Source organism: Streptomyces sp. XM4193 (genome assembly GCF_023072595.1).
GTDB lineage: Bacteria > Actinomycetota > Actinomycetes > Streptomycetales > Streptomycetaceae > Streptomyces.
The window spans coordinates 19,207-37,526 of the sequence record NZ_JALLGK010000008.1 but is presented as its reverse complement, the minus strand read 5'-3'; the positions used below and the strand labels follow the sequence as shown (position 1 = coordinate 37,526).

Sequence of the window (18,320 nt, the reverse complement as noted above, 5' to 3'; positions counted from 1 at the left end):
CCGTCGGCGGGCCGGGCCCCGGCGGCTCGGCCCGCGAGGGCCACGCCGCGCACCACATGGAGAGACGATGAGCAAGACCCCGAGAGAGGGCGGCAAGCCGTCCGAGCCGCACGAGGCGGACAGCCACGACCTGATCCGTGTGCACGGCGCGCGGGAGAACAACCTCAGGGACATCAGCGTCGAGCTGCCCAAACGACGGCTGACCGCGTTCACCGGGGTCTCCGGCTCGGGGAAGAGCTCGCTGGTGTTCGCCACCATCGCCGCCGAGTCGCAGCGCATGATCAACGAGACGTACAGCACCTTCGTCCAGGGCTTCATGCCCTCGGTGGCCCGCCCCGAGGTCGACGTGCTGGACGGGCTGACGACGGCGATCATCGTCGACCAGGAGCGGATGGGCGCCAACCCGCGCTCGACGGTGGGCACCGTCACCGACGCCCACGCGATGCTGCGCATCCTCTTCAGTCGGATCGGGAAGCCGCACGTGGGCCCGCCGACCGCCTTCTCGTTCAACACCGCGACGGTGCGGGCGGCGGGGGCGATCACCGTGGAGCGCGGCGACTCCGCGAAGGCGGTGAAGACGAAGTTCACCCGGGCCGGCGGGATGTGCCAGCACTGCGAGGGACGCGGCACCGTTTCGGACTTCGACCTCACCCAGCTCTACGACGACACCCTGAGCCTGCACGAGGGCGCCATCACCATCCCCGGTTTCAAGGGCGGCGGCTGGTCGATGCGGGTGATCACGGAGTCGGGCCTGGTGGACCCGGACAAGCCGATCCGGAAGTTCACCAAGAAGGAGCTGCACAACTTCCTTCACCTGGAGCCGACCAAGGTCAAGATCAACGGGGTCAACCTCACCTACGAGGGGCTGATTCCGCGAATCCAGAAGTCGTTCCTGGCCAAGGACCGGGAGGCGATGCAGCCGCACATCGGGGCGTTCGTGGACCGGGCGATCACCTTCACCGACTGCCCGGAGTGCGGCGGCACCCGGCTCAACGCCGCCGCGCGTTCGTCGAAGATCCGGAAGCTCAACATCGCCGACGCCTGTGCGATGCAGATCAACGATCTGGCGGAGTGGGTGCGCGGTCTCGACGAGCCCTCGGTCCGGCCGCTGCTCGATTCGATCCTGCACACCCTCGACTCGTTCGTGGCGATCGGGCTCGGCTATCTCTCGCTCGACCGCCCCTCGGGCACCCTCTCCGGCGGCGAGGCCCAGCGGGTCAAGATGATCCGGCACATCGGTTCCAGCCTCACCGATGTCACCTATGTCTTCGACGAGCCCACCATCGGCCTGCACCCGCACGACATCAGGCGGATGAACGATCTGCTGATCCAACTGCGGAACAAGGGCAACACGGTGCTGGTCGTCGAGCACAAGCCCGAGACGATCGCGATCGCCGACCATGTGGTCGACCTCGGTCCCGGTGCCGGTTCGGAGGGCGGCACCGTCTGCTACGAGGGCCCGGTCGAGGGGCTGCGCACCGCCGGCACCGTGACCGGGCGCCATCTGGACGACCGCGCCGCGCTGAAGGACGAAGTGCGGGAGCGGACCGGTGAGTTGGCGATCCGCGGGGCGTCGCGCCACAACCTGCGCGACGTCGACGTGGACATCCCGCTGGGCGTGCTGACGGTGATCACGGGTGTGGCCGGCTCCGGCAAGAGCTCGCTGGTGCACGGGTCGTTGCCGGCGGACGAGGAAGTGGTGGTGGTCGACCAGGGCGCCATCCGCGGTTCGCGGCGCAGCAACCCGGCGACGTACACCGGGCTGCTTGAGCCGATCCGCAAGGCGTTCGCCAAGGCCAACGGGGTGAAGCCGGCGCTGTTCAGCGCCAACTCCGAGGGAGCCTGCCCGGCCTGCAACGGCGCCGGCGTGATCTACACCGATCTGGCGATCATGGCGAGCATGGCCTCGCCCTGCGAGGAGTGCGGCGGCAAGCGCTTCGACTCCTCGGTGCTGGAGTACCGGCTCGGCGGCCGGGACATCAGCGAGGTGCTGGGGATGTCGGTGGCGGCGGCGGTGGAGTTCTTCGGTGCCGGCGAGGCGCGTACGCCTGCCGCTCATCGCGTTCTGCTGCGGCTGGCGGACGTCGGACTCGGCTATCTCACCCTGGGCCAGCCGCTCACGACCCTCTCGGGCGGCGAACGCCAACGGCTCAAGCTCGCGACGCACATGGGGGAGAAGGGCGGCGTCTACGTGCTCGACGAGCCGACCACCGGTCTGCACCTGGCGGACGTCGAGCAACTGCTGGGCCTGCTCGACCGGTTGGTGGACTCGGGCAAGTCGGTGATCGTCATCGAGCACCACCAGGCGGTGATGGCGCACGCGGACTGGATCGTCGACCTCGGCCCCGGAGCCGGTCACGACGGCGGCCGGGTGGTCTTCGAGGGGACTCCGGCGCAGTTGGTCGCGGACCGCTCCACCCTCACCGGCGAACATCTGGCGGAGTACGTGAACGGCTGAGCCGCGCGCACCCGCTCCCCGGCAGGCGGCCGGATCGCTCCCGGGCGATCCGGCCGCCCCATGTGTATACGGGGGCGTATGGATTGCTCTACGCTGACTGTACGCCACCGTATAGATGGGAGGGTTAGCCGTGCGGCTCCCGAGAAGTGCGTTCACCTCCAGACCCTGGCGGGCCCGTGCGCTGGTCCGGGACTTCCGGGTGGAGGACGTCTGGCGTCTGCCGACACCCGGTGGCCCGGACGAACTCGACCGGCTGGTGCGGCAGTTCGCGAACGGCAACGAAGGTCATCTGGCGTCGCGCACCTCCCGGCTGCTCTTCGCGGTGCGGTGGCGGTTGGGGCGGATCCTCGGCTGGGACCGGCCTGGCAGCGGCGTCGGCGGCCGGGTGCCGAGTCTGCGCGACCGCTTGCCGCGGGACCTGCGGGACGGCGAGCGCGGCCCCGACCTGCGTACGCTCCCGATGACGTCGGTCTTCCAGACGCACGACGAGTGGGTCGCGGAGATGGGGAACGCGACCGTCCACGGCGTCATGCACATCGGCTGGGTGCAGGACGGCAGCGGCGGCCACCACGGTGTGATGACGGTGCTGGTCAAGCCGAACGGACGGCTCGGCTCGCTGTACATGGCGCTCATCAAGCCGTTCCGCCACCTCGGGGTCTACCGCGCGCTGGTGCGGGAGATCGGCCGCGAGTGGGAGATCGGCCGCAGCGGGGAGACGGCCCGTGAGGGGGATGCGGTCCGCGAGGGGGATGCGGGGTGCCGGGGGAGGGCGGTCCGCGAGCGGTAGTCGGGCGCCGACGCGGGCCGACGGCGGGTGAGTCGAGTCCGTGTCCGACGGCCTGCCGGGAGAAATTCGCGGAATCCCGAGAAACTTTCGGCAGGACTGTCGAGTTCGCCGCCGCCCGTTCGACGCACGGGTGAGAGGCGGGGACAGCCCCCGCCCGCCGAGACCGAGGAGCCACCGTGCCGCGCTACATGACGATCATCCACGTCGACGAGAACAGCCCCGCCGGGGAGCCGTGCCCGGACTTCGAGGGCCGGATGGGCGCTCTGCTGGAGGAGATCACCAGAGCAGGGGTCATGTTGGACACCGCCGGTCTGATGCCCACTTCCGAGGGCACGAGGCTGACCTGGTCCAAGGGCCGGGTCACCCCCACCGACGGGCCCTTCACCGAGACCAAGGAGGTGGTGGGCGGATACTCGATCATCCAGGCCAAGGACAAGGCCGAGGCGCTGGAGTGGGCCCGGCGCTTTCTGGAGGTCCACCCCGCCGACTGGTCGCTGACCGCGGAGGTCCGGGAGATCGCCGAGGGCTGAGGCGAACGGCGCCTGAGCACAGGCGCGTTCGAGGGGGGACGGGACGGGGCGGGCCCGTCTCGTCCCGTCACCCCGGACCGGGGCGGGGTCCTGCGCGGGCGGGGTCGGCGGTGGGGCTGCGCGGTGGGGCTGCGCACGGGGACGGCGACGCGGGCGGGCCGGGGCCGGAGCGTTCCGTCCGTCCGGGCGCGCCGTCCGCCTGTGCTCCCGCTCGGGGCCGGTCGGCCGTGCTTGCCGGTCGCGGGGCGGAGTGCTGTGATGAGTTTCCGTGAGCCCAGAGAACCCGCCCGCGCCCGTTCCGCCGGAGCCCGGGCCCGTCCCGTCCGGGTCCGTCCCAACCGGGCCAGTCCCAACCGGGCCAGTCCCGGCCGGGTCGGCCGGTGCGCGGCGTGCGGTCGAGGCGGTCTACCGGATCGAGTCGCCGCGGATCATCGCGGGCGTCGCCCGGATCGTGCGCGATGTCGGTATCGCCGAGGAACTGGCCCAGGACGCACTGGTCGCCGCTCTGGAGCGCTGGCCCGAATCGGGCGTACCGGACAGGCCGGGCGCCTGGTTGATGGCCACGGCCCGGCACCGCGCGGTCGACCTGCTGCGCCGTCGGGAGACGTACGTGCGCAAGCTCGCCGAGGTCGGCCGGGAGTTGGAGGAGGTTCCGTCGCCGGAGGACCACCTGCCCGATGAGTCGGACGACATCGACGACGATCTGCTCCGTCTGATCTTCACCGCCTGCCATCCCGTGCTCAGGACCGAGGGCCGGATCGCCCTCACGCTCCGGCTCCTCGGCGGGCTGACCACCGAGGAGATCGCACGCGCCTTCCTGACCTCCACGCCCACCGTCGCCCAGCGGGTGACCCGGGCCAAGCGGACGCTGGCCACGGCCGGGGTGCCGTTCGAAGTGCCGCACGGTGCGGACCGGGTGGAGCGGCTGGGCTCGGTGCTGGAGGTCGTCTACCTGGTCTTCAACGAGGGGTACAGCGCGACCGCGGGCGACGACCTGCTGCGCCCGGGACTGTGCGAGGACGCGCTGCGGCTGGTGCGAGTGCTCGCCGAGTTGATGCCAGAGGAGCCCGAAGTGCACGGCCTCGCCGCGCTGTTGGAGTTCCAGGCGGCCCGGATGCCGGGCCGGGTGGGTCCGGACGGTGAGGTGGTGCTCCTCGCCGACCAGGACCGCACCCGCTGGAACCGGCTGCTGATCGGCAGGGGCGTGGCCGCGCTGGAACGCGCGGGCCGCGGGCCGTACGCGCTCCAGGCCGCGATCGCCGCCTGCCACGCGTACGCGGTGCGCTACGAGGACACCGACTGGCGGGCGATCGCCGCGCTCTACCGGGAACTCGCGGCGCTGACCGGCTCGCCGGTGGTGGAGCTCAACCGCGCGGTGGCCGTATCCATGGCGGACGGTCCGGCGGCGGGTCTGCGCGTGCTCGACGGGTTGGCGGACGAACCGGCCCTGCGCGGCTACCACCTGCTCCCCAGCGTGCGCGGCGATCTGCTGGAGCGGCTCGGCCGATTCGCCGCGGCGCGGGCGGAGTTCGAGCGGGCCGCGGAACTGGCCGGCAACGAACGGGAGCGTGACCTGCTCCGTTCCCGCGCCGACCACTGCGCCGCCCGCGCGGCCGAGGAGGCGGGCGCAGGCGCGGGCGGAAGCCCGGAACGAGGCGCGGCCGACGGGGCGGAGGCCGACGGGACGGAGGCCGCCGCGGACGTAGGCAGCGGCGGCGAGGCGCCCGGCAGCGGCGAGGGCGAGAGGCCCGGCTGAGCGGCGTCGTACGCCTGGCCGGCGGCGCGTGGCGCACCGCGTACGCGTGGCAGGCGGCGGACGGGGCGGCGGCCAGGCGTGCCGGTCGGCGGCAGAGGCGTGTACGGGCCGCGGAGTTCGGGCCGTACCGGCGGTGCTCGTACGAGCGGTGCTAGCACGGGCGGCGCTCGGGCCGTCGGTGCTCGCACGGGCGGAGCTTGCACCGGCGGTGCTCGGGCCGGCGGAGGGTGGGCGCGGGGGTGTGGCCGGTCGGCACGGTGGCCGGCCCGGCCGCACCCCCGCGGGTCAGAGCGCGAGGAGCGCCCGGTCGCGCAACCGGGGGTCGGCGAGGGGACGCAGCGCGAGCCGTATCAGGGCGAGCGCGTTGTCGTCACCGGCGATCCGGTTGGGCTTGAGCGCGCCGCAGACCTCGCAGCTGTGGATGAGCTGCCACTCGCCGTTCTCGTGCACCGAGAGGCCGAGCGCGGTCATCCGGCCGCGGCAGCGGCTCTCCCGGTCGCCTGGAGTGCTCCGGTCGACATGGCGGCTGGCCAGGCAGTGCGGGCAGTGGTTGCGGTGCGCGGTGCCCGGCGCCGTCAGCGGTACGTCGAGGCGGCAGCCCACGCAGCGGAACGCGTCGCCGCGCTCGCCGCCGGGCCGGTGCCGTACGTCCTTGGGCCGCTGTCGGCGTCCGCCTCCGCGTCCGCGTCCGGCGGTGTCCCGGGCGCGGCGGTCGTTGGTGCGTCGTGGCATGTCTTCCCCGCCCCTCAGATGTCGCCGAAGGCTTCGAGCGGGAAGGGTGGTTGGGCCAGTGGACGCACCGCCATCCGCATCAGGATGAGCTGGTTGTCGTCGCCGCGGACCGGGCCGGCGGCCAGTTCCCGGCAGCGGGTGCAGCGGTGGACGACGGTCCAGTCGCCGGTGCGCAGAACCGCGATGGCGATGGGGTTCATCCTGGCCCGGCAGTCCGACGGCCCACCGGCCACCTGGTCGGTGACATGGCGGGAGTGCAGACAGCTCGGGCAGTGGTGCCGACGGCCGCCGTCCGGCGCGTGGGTCGTGACGGTGAGCCCGCAGCGCACACAGTCGAAGGTGTCGGTGCGCAGGACGGAACTCGGTTGGTTGTTGGGGTTGTTGGACACCCGGTACTCCTCGCTGAGGCATGTGTGAGAACAGCAGGAGCAGGCCGAGCGGGCCCCTCGGATCCCCGATCCGCGGGTCGAAAGTCGCCTTGCGGCCGCAGGTGCGTTCACCTGCGGAAACAGCTCAGCCGGCGGCGTTGTCAGTGCCGGGGGTTACGGTGACTTCCGATGGCTGGAGAGGCGCGCTCGGCGCGGTGCGGGTCATAGACATCTGCTTTCCGGGGCTCGTGCGGCCCGTGGGGAGGGGCCCGTCGGGTGGGCGCGTCATCAGGCGTACAGGCCACGCAAGCTAGCAATTCGCTCGGCTGCGGTGCCAAGGGTTTTTCTGCGTTCTCGCGCTGCTGCCGGGGACGTCGGGTCGAGCGCGTCCCCGCGCGGACGGCCCGGTGTGCGGACGTCTCGGCGGAGACGTCCGGCGGGGGCGTTCGACGGGTGCACACCGGCCCGGAGGCCGCAGGAATTCGTTTGACTTCAAGCTGTGTTGAACTTCTAGCGTGAGAGCCATGACTGATACCAAGATCACCGAAGGGCCCGGTTCCGGGCCCGAATCCTCGCCGGTGCGCCGTGCCGGCAAGCGGGAGTGGATCGGCCTCTTCGTCCTGGCCCTGCCCACCCTGCTGATCTCCCTCGACATGACGGTGCTGCACCTCGCGGTGCCGCAGCTCAGCGCCGATCTGAGCCCCAGCAGCACCCAGTTGCTCTGGATCGTCGACATCTACGGCTTCCTGATCGCCGGTTCACTGATCACGATGGGCACGCTCGGCGACCGGATAGGCCGGCGCAGACTGCTGATGCTCGGTGCCGCGGGCTTCGGCGCGGCGTCGGTGCTGGCCGCCTTCGCGGGCAGCGCGGGGGAGTTGATCGCCGCGCGGGCGCTGCTCGGCCTGGCGGGCGCGACCCTGATGCCGTCCACCATGTCGTTGATCCGCAACATGTTCCACGAGCCCCGGCAGCGCACGGTCGCCATCAGCGTGTGGATGTCCAGCTTCATGCTCGGCGCGGGCGCCGGGCCGCTGGTCGGCGGCGCGATGCTGGAGCACTTCTGGTGGGGATCGGTCTTTCTCCTCGGTGTTCCGGTCATGGTGCTGCTGCTGGTCGCCGGGCCGATCCTGCTGCCCGAGTTCAAGGACCCGGGCCGCGGCCGGATCGACCTGCTGAGCGCCGTGCTCTCGCTGGCGACGGTGCTCTCCTTCGTCTACGGAATCAAGAAGACCGCCGAGAACGGCCCGAGCGCGCCGACCCTCGCCGCGATGGCACTGGGCATCGGCATCGGGGTGTTCTTCGTGCGGCGGCAGCGGCAGCAGGCGGAGCCGTTCGTCGACTTCGGGCTCTTCCGCAACCGCGGCTTCGCGGTCTCGATCGGCGCCGTCGGCCTGGCGGTGTTCGCCAGCGGCGGGCTGATGTTCTTCATCGGCCAGTACCTGCAGATGGTTCTCGACCTCTCGCCGTTCAAGGCCGGTCTCTACGGCCTGCCCGGAGTGCTCGCAGGCATGGTGACGATCATGCTGGCGCCGATGCTGTTGAAGTGGTTCCGCGCTGCGTACGTGATGGCGGCCGGCCTGCTGGTCTCGGTGGTGGGCATCGTGATGCTCGCCCGGATCACCGTCGACTCCGAGTCCTGGGTGGTGATCACCGCGCTGGTCGTGATGCATCTGGGCTTCGGGCCGACGATGGCCCTCGGCACCGACCTGATCATCGCGGGAGCCCCGCCCGAGCGGGCGGGCACCGCCTCGGCCCTCTCCGAGACCTCCACGGAGATGGGAATGGCGCTCGGTATCGCGGTGATCGGCAGCGCGGGCACCGCCGTCTACCGCCGGGAGATGGAGGAGACGATGCCGGAGGGCCTGCCCGGCGAGTTCGCCCGTGCCGCCGGGGACACGATCGGTGGCGCCAACGCGGTGGCGGCGCGGCTGCCCGAGCAGCTCGGCTCACCGCTGATGGAGGCCGCGGGCCGGGCGTTCGTCAGCGGTATGGCACTCACCGCGCTGGTCAGCGCCGTGATGATCACCGGTATCGCCGTCATGGTCGCGCTGCTCCTGCGCAACCACAGGCCCGCCGAGGGCGGTCACGGCGCGGAGCCGGTGGCCTCCGGCGGGCCGGCCGCGGACGGCGCGGCGTCCGAGGGCGTGGCAGCGGACGGTGCGGCGGTGGCGGCCGGCGCCGCCGAGCAGCGGGACGGCGTCGGTCTCGCGAAGGAAGCCGGCCCGTCGTTCCGCGAGCTCGACGAGGCGCCGCTCTGACGTGTGCTTCCGGCGGGCCGAGCCCGCCGGAAGCACACGTGTCTTTCGGCGCCTCTGCGTCTGTCCGGCCCGGCCGCCCGTCCCCCGGGCCATCCGTCCGGCCTGCGGATCTGTCGGGCCTGCGGAGCTGAACTGGGCCGCGGGGAGTGGGAGCGTGCGGGCGGGGTGGCCGCGCAGCGGTGTCAGGCGGCGCCGAAGAGCACCAGCAGCTCCTGCTTGCCGAACATCCGCGCGGTCTCGATCGCGCTCGGTGCCCCGGCTGCCGGGTCGGCGCCGCCGTCCAACAGCGCCCGTACGACCTCGTCCTCGCCCTTGAACACCGCGCCGGCCAGCGGCGTCTGGCCCCGGTCGTTCGCCTTGTCCGGCTCGGCCCCGCGTTCCAGCAGGGCTCGTACCGAGGAGGCGTGGCCGTGGTAGGCGGCGAGCATGACCAGCGAGTCGCCGGAGTCGTTCGTCAGGTTCGGCGGGACGCCTGCGTCGACGTAGGCGGCGATGGTGTCCCGGTCCCCGTGGCGGGCGAGATCGAAGATCTTCGCGGCCAGTTGCAGCACCTCGGGGTCGTGCGCGGGCTCGTCGATCATGTCCTGCTCCTCTGTCGCCTGGTGAGCGGTGGTGCGGCTTCTCGTCGCGCCGGCCACAGCCTACGTAGCCGCCGCCTGCCCGGGCGGTGGCCCGGGGTCGCGGCGCGCGTCAGCTGAAATGCGGTACGCGCGCGGCGTCGACCAGCTCCAGCAGCGAGCCGACCACGTGCTCGGCACCCGCCGCCCGCAGTGCGGCGGCGCCTTCCTCGCTCGGCGCGTAGCCGACGAAGCGGACCCCGGCGGCGTCCGCCGTCTCCTTCTCCCGCGCGCAGGTGCCGATCAGGAGCGCCCGCTCGGCCGCCGCACCGGTGGAGGCCAGCGCGCGGTGCACCGCCGCCGGATCGGGCTTCAGGGCTCGGGGGCTGCCGCCGCGGCCGTGGACGCGTCCGGTGAACAGCCGGTCCAGCCCCCGGCTGACCAGATAGCGCTCCACCGCTTCCTCGGAGGTGTCGGTGACGATCGCCGGCCGGCGGTCCGTGGCGTGCAGGGTCTGGAGCAGCTGGTCGGCGTACGGGGTCGGCCAGGCGCTCTCGGCGGCCCGCAGTTCCTCGGCGGTGAGTGCGTCCAGCAGTTCCGTGAGCTCGGCCGACACCTCGCCGCCCTCCGGACCGTGCGCGCTGTCCCGGCCGATGCCGTCGTCGCCGCCGACGGTGCGGCCGATTCCGGCCCGCAGCACGGCGTACGGGTCGTCGGGCTCGGTGAGAGGGTGCGCGGCGGTGCGCAGTGCGGGCAGTGCGCGGAGACGGGCGGCCACATCGGCTGCGCGGTGCCGCACGAACAGCCGGCACACCGGGCCGTCGAAGTCGAAGAGCACGCAGTCCGTCGAGTCCAGAAGCTCACGCATGGCTGCCGTCCAGGGAAGCGGGGCACAGGGCGGGTCCAGACGGACCCGGCCCACTGACCCGACCCACTATCGTCGCCGCGCGGCGGCTCGTACAGGACGCGGCACAGCCCGACCGCCGGTCCCGTCCGGTCGGTGTCGGGGCTGTCCGGCGGTGTCCGGGCGGCTCGCGGCTGCTCGTGGCGGCGGACTTCGCGTCGGACCGCCGTGCCGCCCGGCAGCCGGAGCTCGGGCCACGCCCCGGGGAGGCAGCGCCCGGCCGGGAGTTGCTGTCCCCGGCCGGGGACAGCAACCGACAGCGACTGGCTTGGGACTGCGTCAGTCCGGGGCCGCCTCACTTTCGGGGCCGTGCCCGATGGGGGAGGTGGCCGTGCGGGGCCGTGCCCGGTGGGAGGGGGCGGGTCAGAAGCTGTCCGGGCACCAGGGGCGGCGCGGGGTGTGCAGCAGGGTGTCCGCCAACTGCACGGCGCCGGCGCGGTGTTCGTCGATCCGGCCCAGCCAATGGGCGCGGCTCGCGCTCTCGTCGCCCAGGTAGAGCGCGCCCAACTGCTCGACCGGGAGCGTGAGCTCGGCCGACTCGGTGGTGGGCGTGCAGGTGCTGCCCTCCGGTGAGGCGTCCAGCCGCCAGCGGCCGGCCGCGTACCCCGCCCGGTCCCGCACCTCCAGTACGAGGCTGCCTGCCGTGGGGTACGTGCGCCGGGTCAGCAGTGCGGGTGTGTCGAGCGGGCGCAGCCACAGGAAGTCCGCGCACTCGGTGGTGCGTGCGGCACGTCCGTCGGGCAGCAGCAGCTGGAGCACGTCGTCGGGAGCGCGCTGGGGCGCGCGCAGCGAGGTGGTCCAGTCGACGCGGAACAGGTGGTCCCACAGGGCTCGTTCGGCTTCCGGGGTGGCCGCCTGGAGGCGGGGGACCTCCACGGTGCCGCACGGTGCGCCGTTCTCCCAGCGGCTCTCCACGCGGTAGAGGGCCAGCCCCTGGACCTGCTCCGCGCTGTCCAGGTACAGCGCGTTGAACCGCTCCTGGAAACCGTCGTCCGGGTAGCGCAGCCCGCCGGTCGCCAACTGCCAGTAGTGCGCGGTGCGGTCGATGTGTCCGGCGTGCCGGGGCAGGGCGCGCACGCGGTCGTGCAGCTTCGGGCCGGCCTCGCGCATCTCCTCCGGGGTGACCAGGATGATCCGGCCGTCGCCGGTGTCGGCCGGCCGGTTGCGGTCCAGTCCGGCGCGGGTGAGGTCCACTTCGAAGTCGGCGGACCAGGCCGCCGGTCCGTAGCCGAAGCGGCCGTAGATCGGCTGCTCCGCGGCGATCAGTGTGGAGCACAGCTCGCCGCGCTCCTTGGCGGCGTCCAGCGCGCGCTTCATCATCCCGCCGAGCAGGCCGCGCCGGCGGTGGGTGGGCTGCACCGTCACGCTCGTCGCCGCGCAGGAGGGCACCCGCGCTCCGCCGGGCACGGTCACCTCCTGGGGGAAGGTGCGGAACGTAGCGACGCAGCGGTCGCCGTCGTACGCGCCCTGGAGGCGGTCGAGCACGACCGGGCCGCCGCGGGCCTCGCGCTCCTGCCGGTCCATCGGACGCGGCAGCAGAAAGCCCGCGGCCACCGCGTTGAACCAGTCGGGCAGTTGGGCCGGATCGGACAGGGTGCGCAGGGTGATCTCGTCGCGTGGCATCTTCGTCACCCTAGAAGTGCGCACCGTGCGTCGCACATGATTATTCGGCCGCGTCGCGGGGTGCCGCGGGCGGCGCCCCGCGGGCCGGCGTACGGCTGCGGCGCCGGGCTGCCGTACGGCTGCGGCGCCGGGCCGTGGGCCGGTCCGCGGCGGCCGGGCGCGGCGGTTACCGGACCGCGCGGACCTCGCCCACCGGTCGGCCGCCGCCCAGCAGCGGGAGGGTCTCCGGGAGGCCGGAGTCGACCGCGAGGTGTCTGCGCAGCGCGGCGGCGAGGACCGGGCCCAGCGCCCGGGTGCCGCCGTCCTCGATCTTGAACGCCAGCGCCCTGCCGTCCGCGAGAGCCACGGCCTGCACGGCTTCGGCGCCCATCTTGGCCAGCGCGCCCGGCACCGCGCGCATCAGCGCGGTGTCGTGCCGACGGGTGCCGGCCACGTACTCGGGGTGGGCGCGCATGGCGTCGGCGACCCTGCGCTCGGCGCTGCCGGCGGGGGAGGTGACGAGGGTTCTGAACGCGCGGGCGAGGCCGGTCAGGGAGATCGCCATCAGGGGTGCGCCGCAGCCGTCCACACCGATGTGCGCCACCGGTTCGCCGGCGGCCTGCTCGACCGTCTCGACGGTCGACCGCTGGAGGGGGTGGGCGGGGTCGAGGTAGCTGTCCAGCGGCCAGCCGTTGTGGAGGCAGGCGGCGAGCATCGCGGTGTGCTTGCCGGAGCAGTTCATGGCGACCCGGCTCGCCGAGTGGCCCGCCGCGAGACGGCGGTCGGCCTCCTCCCGGTCCAGCGGCAGGTCCTCCGGACACCGCAACTGCTCGGCGCGCAGGCCGTGTTCGGCCAGCATCCGCTCGACCAGCTCCAGCTGGAACGGTTCACCGGAGTGGCTGGCGGCGGCGAGGGCGAGCCGTTCGCCCCCCAGGTCGAGCCCGGCGCGCAGTACGGCCGCGGCCTGGAGCGGCTTGTTGCAGGAGCGCGGGAAGATCGGCGAGTCGACATCGCCCAGCGCGTAATCCACGCTGCCGTCGGCGGCGGTGACGACCATCGAGCCGCGGTGGTACCCCTCGACGAAACCCGAGCGAACGATCTCGGCCAGTACGGGTGGCGCGGCGGGCGCGTCTGCGGAGGGCGCCCCCGCGGAGGGGGCGGCTGCGGAGGACGCACTCGGCGCCGTGGGTATCGGCGAGGACATCGGCGGTCTTACCTCTGTGTCGGGGACGCCCGCCGGTGCGAGGGATCGCCTCAGGGCAGCAGGTCGTCGACTTGCGCTTCTCCCTCACGGTACCTGCGGGCGATCTCCGCGCCGCAGTCGTCCGCTGTACGTTGCAGCGACTGCCGCTGCCCGGAGATCCGCCGCTCGTTGCGGACCAGGCGACTCATCGCCCCCCGCAGCTCCTCGTCGGTGCGGGCGGTGAGGTCGGAGAGCTCCACCTCGGCGAGCATCGAGCTGGCGAGCTCCCGGTACTGGGCGCGCAGCGGGGTGGTGACCGTCACATGCCGTGCGGAGGCACGGTGCGCGGTCGGGGCGTCGGCGAGGATCTCGGGCAGCCGGTCGACGATCAGCCGGTTGACGAGCCCGGACTCCGTCCCCGCGCCCGCCGCTCCCGTAACCCCGGCCGCTCCCGTACCGCCCGCCGCTCCCGTACCGCCGGCCGCTCCCGCGGCACCGCCGCCGGTACGCGCCCGAGGCGGTCCGGCGGCGGACGGGGACGAGTCCGTACCCGCCCGTCGGTTGAGCTCGGCCCGCAGAATGTCGATGCGCCCCTGCAACAGCCGCCGCAGATAGCTGAGATCGGCCTCCTCCTGCTGGGCGGAGCGGCGCAGGTCGCGCAGCGCGGGCAGCCGCAGCCCGTCGAGCGAGGGCAGCGCGGTACGGGTCAGCACAGTGCTGGTGGTGGCGCCGGTGGCCGCGGCGGGTGCCACGGCTGCCACGGCGTCGCCCGCCGGCTGGATGGAGGCGGTGCTCATCTGATCCCCTTGTCCCCGTCGCGAGTTGCGCAGGAACGCGCACACTCCGTTATCCGCTCGTGATGCCCTGGCATAGTGCCACTCCGTTCCGGCCGCGCGCAGCGGCTTGGCACCCATCCGGCGCATCATGGACGCATGAGAGCAGTAGTTCAGAGGGTGAACGGCGCAAGCGTGACGGTTGACGGCGAGACGGTCGGGGAGATCGTCGGCGAGGGGCTGTGCGTGCTCGTGGGCGTCACTCACGACGACACCCCGGCCAAGGCGGCCCAACTGGCCAGGAAGCTCTGGAGCGTACGCATCCTGGAGGGTGAGAAGTCGTGCTCGGACATCGGTGCGCCGCTGCTGGTGATCAGCCAGTTCACGCTGTACGGCGACGCCCGCAAGGGCCGCAGGCCCACCTGGAACGCGGCCGCTCCCGGCCCGGTCGCCGAACCGCTGGTCAATGAAGTCTGCGCCCAACTCAGGGAGTTGGGCGCAGACGTCGCCGAGGGGAGGTTCGGCGAGAATATGAAGGTTTCACTGCTGAACGACGGGCCGTTCACCGTGCTGCTGGAGGTCTAGGGACTGTCGTTCGAAGAGACAGCCCCGGCGCCGCCGTCGCGGATCCCTTGCGGGTCCGTCGCGGACCCCTTGTGGACCGGTCTACTTCACCGATCCGGCCATCACCCCCTGCACAAAGTGCTTCTGGAAGGCGAAGAACACGATCAGCGGCACGATCAGCGACAGGAACGCGCCCGGTGCGAGCACCGAGATGTTGCTGCCGAACTGCCGCATCTCCTGCTGGAGCGCCACCGTCAGCGGCTGTGCGGAGCTGTCCGCGAACAGCAGCGCGACGAGCATGTCGTTCCACACCCACAGGAACTGGAAGATGCCCAGGCTCGCGATGGCCGGACGGGCGAGCGGCAGGACGAGTTGGGCGAAGATCCGCCACTCGCCGCCGCCGTCCATCCGGGCGGCCTCCAGCATCTCGCGCGGGATCTGCGCGAAGTAGTTCCGCAGCAGGAAGACCGCGAACGGCAGCCCGTACGCGACGTGGAAGAGCACCACGCCGGGGATCGTGCCGAACAGGCCGATCTCGCCGAAGAGCTTGGCCACCGGCAGCAGACCGATCTGGATCGGCACCACCAGCAGGCCCACCACGATCAGGAAGATCGCGTCCCGGCCGGGGAACTCCAGCCAGGCGAAGGCGTATCCGGCCAGTGCCGAGATCACCACGACCAGCACGGTGGTCGGCACCGAGATCATCACCGTGTTCCAGAAGGCGGTGGTGATGCCGCTGTTCTCCAGCAGGGTGGTGTAGTTCTCGAACGACAGCTGGTCGGGACGGACCAGCGAAGTCCACCAGCCGCTCGCCGAGTTGTCCTTGTCGTCGCGCATCGACGAGAAGAACAGACCGGCCAGCGGGGTGATCCAGATCAGACCGACCAGCAGCAGGGAGACCTGTACGAGTCCGTTGCCGAGCCGCTTCGTCAGCCAGTCGACCGGGCCCTTGCGGGCCTTCTCGGGGGTGCTGCGCGCGGGGGTGGAGACCGGTGCGGGCCCGTCCTCGGCCGGACGCGTCGTCGTACCGGGGGCGCTCATGATTCGCTCCTGCGGAAGCGTCGGATGTTGAAGATCATCGCGGGCACCACCAGCACCAGCAGCAGCACGGCGAGCGCGCTGCCCAGGCCCTGATCGTTGCCGCCGCCGAAAGACACCAGCCACATCTGGGTGGCAAGCACGTTGGCGTCCTCCTGCACCGGTCCGGGCGCGATGATGTAGACGAGGTCGAAGACCTTCATCACATTGATCACCAGCGTCACGAACACCACGGTCAGCACCGGTGCGAGCAGCGGAACGGTGATCTTGCGGAAGATCTGCCACTCGTTGGCGCCGTCCATCCGCGCCGCCTCCAGCGTCTCCCTGGGGAGCGCGGCGAGGCCCGCGGCGATCAGGACCATGGCGAAGCCGGTCCAGATCCACAGGTAGGCGCCGATGATCGCCGGAGTGATGAGTGCGGGGCCGAGCCAGGAGACGCCCTGGTAGGGCGCCGCGAAGTTCGACGCCGGGACCTCGACGGTGTACGAGCCGGGGTCGAGCCCGCTGAAGCTGTACGCGCCGTCGTCGCCGGTGGTGGTGGAGGCGACGGTCTCCCCGTCGCGGACGGCCGAGACCTTCATCCCGGGCATCCCGTTCTCCTTGGCGTCGACCTCCCCGGCCGTGCCTCCGCCGCCGGGGGTGAAGTCGAGCCAGACCACGCCGCGCAGCTCGTCCTGGCCGGCGGTGGACTTGGCGGCGTCCGCGGCGGGCTTCGCCTCGCCCGGCATCTCGCCGGGGGGTACGCCGACGAAGCCGAGGTTGACGGTGTCGCCGGGACCGGCCGTGTCCTTGCTGCGGTAGCCGTCGCCGTCCTTGACGAGCGTCTCGCCGTCGCGCGAACGGGCGTTGGGGTACGGCGAGCTCTCGCTGAAGGTGTCGTGGACGCCGACCACCGCGGCGTTGATCACACCGCGCTCGGGGTCCTGCTCGTAGGCCAGCCGGAAGATGATGCCGGCGGCCAGGAAGGACACCGCCATCGGCAGGAAGAGCACCAGCTTGAACGCCGTCGCCCATCTGATCTTCTCGGTCAGCACGGCGAGCACGAGCCCGAGTCCGGTCAGCAGCACCGGCGCGACGACGACCCAGATGGTGCTGTTCCGGATGGCCTTCAGCGTGGCCGGGTCGCGGAACATCTCGGTGTAGTTGTCGGCACCGACGAAGGTGTCGCCGCTCGCGTCGAAGAAGCTTCGACCGATCGAGAAGATCACCGGGTAGAGCACGAGCGCGCCCAGCAACAGCAGTGCGGGGAACACGAATACGGCGGCGACGAGACGCTTTCGCCGCTGGGCGCGGAGCCGGGGGGTGACGGCTCCGCGCGCGGGGGCTTTGACTGACGACATGCCCTTGAATCTCCTTGGGGTCACTGCGTGTTCGCCGTCAGCTCTTGCTGTACGCCTTCTTGGCCGCGGTCTCGATCTTGGCGGCGGTCGCCTTCGGGTCGGACGGGTCGCCGAGGAAGTCCTGGAGCAGCTTCCACAGGCCGGTGCCCTTCGTGCCGCCGAACGACGCGGGCGCCTGGTCGGACAGGTCGAAGCGGACGGTGTCGCCCGCGTCGACGAGCTCCTTGGCCGCGGCCCTGGTGGTGTCGTCGCTGTAGGACTCCAGGTCCAGCTCCTTGTTGGGGGACAGGAAGCCGCCGGCCTCGGCCCAGATGGCCGCGGCCTCCGGGGTCGCCAGGTACTCCAGGAGCTTCATCCCGGCCTTCTGGTTCTTGCCGTCCTTGAGCACCACGGCCGCGTCGCCACCGCTGACCACCGGGGCGTCGCCCTTGCCGACCGCCGGGAACGGGAAGAACTTCGCGTCCTCGCCGAGCGTGCGGTCGAACTGGTCCTTGGCGATACCGCCGACGAAGTCGCCCTCGTAGACCATCGCGGCCTTCGGCTCGGGGCCGAAGACCTGCTCGACGGAGGTGGGGAAGTCGGTGCGCAGCGCGCCGGCCGAGCCGTTGTAGAGCAGGTTCTTGTCGCCGAAGAGCTCACCGAGCGTTTCCAGCGCCTCGACCACGCTCTTGTCGGTCCACGGCATGTCGTGGGAGGCGAGCTTGTCGTACTTGCCGGGGCCGGCCTGGGAGAGGTAGACGTTCTCGAACCAGTCGGTGAGGGTCCAGCCGTCCTCGCCGCCGACCGCGAAGGCGGGAGTGCCGGAGTCGGAGACGGTGCCGGCGGTCTTGAGCATCTCGGCGTACGTCTTCGGCGGCTTCACGCCGGCCTGGTCGAGCGCGTCGGGGCTGTACCAGACGGTCGACTTGTTGGCGGCCTTGAAGTACAGCCCGTAGAACTTGGTGCCGACGGTGCCGTAGTCCTTCCAGACACCCGCGAAGTTCCGGGTGGTCTCCATCTCGGCCTTGGAGGAGAGCGGGACCAGCCAGCCCTTCTGGGCGAACTGCTGCACCACGCCGACCTGCGGGACCATGGCCACGTCGGGTGCCTGGCCGCCCTCGATCTTGCTGCCGACGAAGGTCGAGACGTTGTCACCGGACGCGACGAGCTGCGTCTTGGCGCCGGTCTCCTCGCTGAAGGCGTCCAGCACCTTCTGGAAGTTCTTGGCCTCCACGCCGGTCCACACGGCGGAGACCGTCACGGTCTGGCCGCTCAGCTCGCCGTCGTTGCTCGCGGGGCCGGGGGAGTCCCCGCCGCAGGCGGTGGCGCCCAGGGCGAGCGCCATGGAACCGGCGACCGCCGCCGTTATTCGGGTGGCCTTCGCGGTGCCGCTGCGTCGCGTGCGTCTCATGGTGGTGGTCCCTCTCTCGAAATCCTCGGATGTCCATCGGTGCGTGGGTGCGCCGAGCACGGCGCACCCACGGAGTG

The 18,320-nt window shown here is 72.0% G+C and carries 16 protein-coding genes; 6 read left to right on the top strand and 10 right to left on the bottom strand.

Annotated elements, in window-relative coordinates; all coding sequences use genetic code 11:
* The first annotated feature begins 67 nt into the window (after window positions 1-67).
* The 4 genes from MTQ01_RS19720 (at window position 68) to MTQ01_RS19705 (ending at window position 5,531) form a co-directional block, all read left to right on the top strand.
* Window positions 68-2,458, top strand: a complete 2,391-nt coding sequence (locus MTQ01_RS19720) for an excinuclease ABC subunit UvrA (protein ID WP_247492021.1) — start codon at window positions 68-70, stop codon at window positions 2,456-2,458.
* Window positions 2,459-2,588: 130 nt separating this feature from the next.
* Entirely contained in the window at window positions 2,589-3,245 is a 657-nt protein-coding gene (locus MTQ01_RS19715; RefSeq protein WP_247492020.1) for a DUF2867 domain-containing protein, read from the top strand.
* Window positions 3,246-3,421: 176 nt separating this feature from the next.
* Window positions 3,422-3,775 (top strand): YciI family protein, encoded by a 354-nt coding sequence (locus MTQ01_RS19710; RefSeq protein ID WP_247492018.1) that lies wholly within the window; start codon window positions 3,422-3,424, stop codon window positions 3,773-3,775.
* A 268-nt stretch (window positions 3,776-4,043) separates the two neighbouring features.
* Window positions 4,044-5,531, top strand: a complete 1,488-nt coding sequence (locus MTQ01_RS19705) for a sigma-70 family RNA polymerase sigma factor (RefSeq protein ID WP_308294417.1) — start codon at window positions 4,044-4,046, stop codon at window positions 5,529-5,531.
* Window positions 5,532-5,816: 285 nt separating this feature from the next.
* Here MTQ01_RS19705 and MTQ01_RS19700 read toward each other — a convergent pair whose 3' ends face one another.
* Both MTQ01_RS19700 and MTQ01_RS19695 read right to left on the bottom strand, forming a co-directional pair.
* On the bottom strand, window positions 5,817-6,263 hold the full coding sequence (locus MTQ01_RS19700; protein ID WP_247492016.1) for an RNHCP domain-containing protein: 447 nt from the start codon (window positions 6,261-6,263) through the stop codon (window positions 5,817-5,819).
* 14 nt (window positions 6,264-6,277) lie between these two features.
* Window positions 6,278-6,652 (bottom strand): RNHCP domain-containing protein, encoded by a 375-nt coding sequence (locus MTQ01_RS19695; protein ID WP_247492015.1) that lies wholly within the window; start codon window positions 6,650-6,652, stop codon window positions 6,278-6,280.
* A 503-nt stretch (window positions 6,653-7,155) separates the two neighbouring features.
* Here MTQ01_RS19695 and MTQ01_RS19690 point away from each other — a divergent pair.
* A complete protein-coding gene (locus MTQ01_RS19690; RefSeq protein WP_247492014.1) occupies window positions 7,156-8,892 on the top strand; it encodes an MFS transporter in 1,737 nt (578 codons plus the stop codon).
* A 182-nt stretch (window positions 8,893-9,074) separates the two neighbouring features.
* On the opposite strand, the gene MTQ01_RS19685 is transcribed toward MTQ01_RS19690, so the two are convergent.
* From MTQ01_RS19685 to MTQ01_RS19665, 5 genes are all read right to left on the bottom strand, one after another.
* Window positions 9,075-9,473 carry an ankyrin repeat domain-containing protein gene (locus tag MTQ01_RS19685; RefSeq protein ID WP_211042520.1) on the bottom strand — a complete coding sequence of 133 codons (399 nt, stop codon included), beginning with the start codon at window positions 9,471-9,473 and terminating at the stop codon, window positions 9,075-9,077.
* Between the two features lie 109 nt (window positions 9,474-9,582).
* Window positions 9,583-10,317 (bottom strand): HAD family hydrolase, encoded by a 735-nt coding sequence (locus MTQ01_RS19680; protein WP_247492013.1) that lies wholly within the window; start codon window positions 10,315-10,317, stop codon window positions 9,583-9,585.
* A 399-nt stretch (window positions 10,318-10,716) separates the two neighbouring features.
* Window positions 10,717-11,976 carry a GNAT family N-acetyltransferase gene (locus MTQ01_RS19675; RefSeq protein WP_247492012.1) on the bottom strand — a complete coding sequence of 420 codons (1,260 nt, stop codon included), beginning with the start codon at window positions 11,974-11,976 and terminating at the stop codon, window positions 10,717-10,719.
* 166 nt (window positions 11,977-12,142) lie between these two features.
* Window positions 12,143-13,159, bottom strand: coding sequence for an asparaginase (locus MTQ01_RS19670; RefSeq protein WP_247492011.1), 1,017 nt, complete (start codon window positions 13,157-13,159; stop codon window positions 12,143-12,145).
* Between the two features lie 50 nt (window positions 13,160-13,209).
* A complete protein-coding gene (locus MTQ01_RS19665) occupies window positions 13,210-13,935 on the bottom strand; it encodes a hypothetical protein (RefSeq protein ID WP_247492010.1) in 726 nt (241 codons plus the stop codon).
* Between the two features lie 135 nt (window positions 13,936-14,070).
* Here MTQ01_RS19665 and dtd point away from each other — a divergent pair, with 135 nt between their 5' ends.
* Window positions 14,071-14,496, top strand: a complete 426-nt coding sequence (gene dtd / locus MTQ01_RS19660; RefSeq protein ID WP_247492009.1) for a D-aminoacyl-tRNA deacylase — start codon at window positions 14,071-14,073, stop codon at window positions 14,494-14,496.
* Between the two features lie 81 nt (window positions 14,497-14,577).
* Here dtd and MTQ01_RS19655 read toward each other — a convergent pair whose 3' ends face one another.
* From MTQ01_RS19655 to MTQ01_RS19645, 3 genes are read right to left on the bottom strand one after another with little or no spacing between them, the layout of a single operon-like run.
* Window positions 14,578-15,516, bottom strand: coding sequence for a carbohydrate ABC transporter permease (locus tag MTQ01_RS19655; RefSeq protein ID WP_247492008.1), 939 nt, complete (start codon window positions 15,514-15,516; stop codon window positions 14,578-14,580).
* Window positions 15,513-16,853 carry an ABC transporter permease subunit gene (locus MTQ01_RS19650; RefSeq protein ID WP_247492006.1) on the bottom strand — a complete coding sequence of 447 codons (1,341 nt, stop codon included), beginning with the start codon at window positions 16,851-16,853 and terminating at the stop codon, window positions 15,513-15,515. The genes MTQ01_RS19655 and MTQ01_RS19650 overlap by 4 nt, the downstream gene beginning before the upstream one ends.
* A 37-nt stretch (window positions 16,854-16,890) precedes the next feature.
* Window positions 16,891-18,177, bottom strand: a complete 1,287-nt coding sequence (locus MTQ01_RS19645) for an ABC transporter substrate-binding protein (RefSeq protein WP_247492266.1) — start codon at window positions 18,175-18,177, stop codon at window positions 16,891-16,893.
* Window positions 18,178-18,320 lie beyond the last annotated feature (143 nt).